This is a genomic window from Ligilactobacillus sp., assembly GCF_036846325.1.
Classification (GTDB): domain Bacteria; phylum Bacillota; class Bacilli; order Lactobacillales; family Lactobacillaceae; genus Ligilactobacillus.
Genome location: NZ_DAIUCE010000160.1, coordinates 1 through 2,703, shown reverse-complemented (window position 1 = coordinate 2,703; position 2,703 = coordinate 1). Strand labels below are relative to the sequence as shown.

Here is a 2,703-nt window from a genome sequence, read left to right as displayed (position 1 = left end):
GGCCACGCAAGAAGCAGGGACCTGATTCACTGGGAGACACTTCCCGTCGCACTTGTTCCGACAAGGCCGCAGGACGGCTGCTTCTCCGGCAGCGCCGTTGCCTTTGATGACAGGCTCTGGCTGATCTACACCGGCAATCATGTGATTGACAGTGAAAAGGACATCAACCGCCAGGATCAGAACCTTGCATACAGCGAAGACGGCATCCGCTTTGAAAAGTACGACGGCAATCCGATTCTTGCCGATGCACCTTCGGACAACAATCCGGCCGACTTCCGCGATCCCAAGGTATGGCAGGAAGATGACGAATTCAAAATGGTCGTCGGAAGCCGCGACAGGGACGGCCTGGGACGCGTTCTTCTCTACAGTTCAAAAGATTTGAAGAAGTGGGATTATGTCGGTGCGATTGCCGGTGCAGGAAGCGTCGAACAGGAAGGCTTCATGTGGGAATGCCCTGACTTCTTCCGTTTGAACGGACAGGATGTCCTCTTGCTTTCACCGCAGGGAATCAAGGCAACTGATGAAAAATTCATCAATCAGCACAACACGGGTTATTTCACCGGCACTTACCTGGAAGATGAAAAGCGCTTCGAACATGGTGAATTCGTGGAACTTGACAACGGTCACGACCTCTATGCAACGCAGACGATGGTCACGCCTGACGGCCTCCGGGTGATGGTGGCATGGATGAACGCATGGGATTCACCGATGACTGAAAACACCGACGGCTGGTGCGGGGCAATTACGCTGCCTCGTGAGCTGACGATAAGAAATAACCGTCTTTACCAGACTCCTGTTGCAGAGGTCAGGTCCCTGCGTGAAGCTGAACTTGTCAACAAAGACCTGTCTGATTCAGAAGAACTTGCACTCAGCCGTCACGTGGAAGTCGAACTTGACTTTGAAGGCCTTCCGGAAGGAAAGGTCGTTGAATTCTCAGACGACAGGGGCGCAGGCTTCAGCATTTCCGCAGACGGAAACGGACATCACCTGATTCTGACGCGCAGCAGCGATCCGGAAAACAGACGCTATGCAGAACTTGACGCAGCAGACGAGAAGCTCAGCCTTCATGTCTTCATTGATTCAAGCTCTGCTGAAATCTTCGTCAACGATGGTGAGGTCACCTTCACAGAACGCATCTACTGGCAGAACGATCCGGTTCTTTCAGTCAGCGGGAAACCGGGACATGTCCGTGCATTTGAACTGTCTTCTGATGCAAACCGCTACTGATGAGCACTGATTTTTTGAAAATGACAATTGGAAAGGATCTTTATTTATGAACGATATGAATAAAAGCGGACGGACTTCGCAACTGAAGAATCCGTTCTTTACAAGCAATGCGACAAATATTCTCCTGTTCTTTGCCGGCTGGGGCATCTGGTGGTCATTCTTCCAGATCTGGCTGACAACCAAGCAGGGCTTCACCGGAGCCCAGGTCGGGGAAATCTACTCCTTCAACTCGGCATTCTCACTGATTGCCAATCTGGTTTACAGCAACATCCAGGACAGGCTCGGCATCAAGCGCAATCTTTTGATCTTCTGCACATGCCTGCAGGTATTCCTCGGGCCTTTCTTCACGTTCCTGTTCGTGCCGATGCTTCATGCAAACCTTGAACTCGGTGCTCTGATCGGTTCATGCTACCTGACGCTTGCCTATCTTTCCGCATCCCCGATGTTCGAGGCTCTGACGGAACGTGCAAGCCGCCGCTTCAACTATCAGTACGGTTCCGCCCGTGCATGGGGCTCATTCGGATATGCCGTTTCAGCTCTGCTTGCAGGCTTCATCTTCACGATCAACCCGGCGCTTCTGTTCTGGATCGGCTCTGCCATCGCAGTTGTCCTTTTGCTCTTCCTTTTGTTCTGGAACCCTGTTCGAAATGAAGAAACCGTTTCGAAGTTTGAAAACGAGATGGTCAAGGAACGTGAGAACTCAAAGCCTAAGTCAAAGGACTTCCTCAACATCTTCAAGGTTAGAAGCCTTTGGGAAATCGCCATCTTCCTTGTCTTCAGCGGTACGTTCTACACGATTTTCGACCAGCAGATGTTCCCTCAGTTCTTTACTCAGTTCTTCAAGACACAGGCAATGGGTGACCATATGTACGGTATCCTTAACTCCGTCGAAGTGTTCCTTGAAGCACTCATGATGGGCATGGTTCCGCTTTTGATGAAGAAGATCGGCGTCCGCCGCACGATTCTTGTCGGCGTGACGTTCATGTTCATCAGAATCGGCGGCTGCGGCCTGATTACGAACCCTCTCGGCGTTTCGCTCATCAAGCTGCTCCATGCACCTGAAACTGCCATCTTCTGTGTCGTAATGTTCCGTTACTACACACTGCACTACGATCCACGTGTATCAGCCACGATCAACATCGTGACAGGTATTGCCGGCTCGTTCGGCCAGATCCTTCTCTCGACTCCTCTCGGTCTTCTGCGTGACCACATCGGCTATCAGCCGACATTCCTGGTAATTGCCGGAATCGTACTTTGCGCAGGCATCTACGGCTTCTTCATCATCAGAAAGGATGACCAGGAAGTAAACGGCGAGAGACTGTCCGAATAACAACATAAAAGCAGGATTCAGGGGCGTATGGGGCGCATCATTCGGGTGGTTTCGTTCGGCCCTGAATCAGCGCACTGCATTTGACAAAGGAAAGAAAGCCCTTTATATTGGTTTTGAAAAGAGAAAGAGAGTGATTGAATGAAGGA

At 51.1% G+C, this 2,703-nt stretch carries 2 protein-coding genes; both read left to right on the top strand.

The window, feature by feature from the left end; genetic code table 11:
* On the top strand, positions 1-1,227 hold a 1,227-nt coding region (locus tag V7Z60_RS09685), incomplete at its 5' end, for a glycoside hydrolase family 32 protein (protein WP_334117607.1).
* Between the two features lie 46 nt (positions 1,228-1,273).
* Positions 1,274-2,557 carry an oligosaccharide MFS transporter gene (locus V7Z60_RS09680; protein ID WP_334117606.1) on the top strand — a complete coding sequence of 428 codons (1,284 nt, stop codon included), beginning with the start codon at positions 1,274-1,276 and terminating at the stop codon, positions 2,555-2,557.
* The last annotated feature ends 146 nt before the right edge of the window (positions 2,558-2,703 follow it).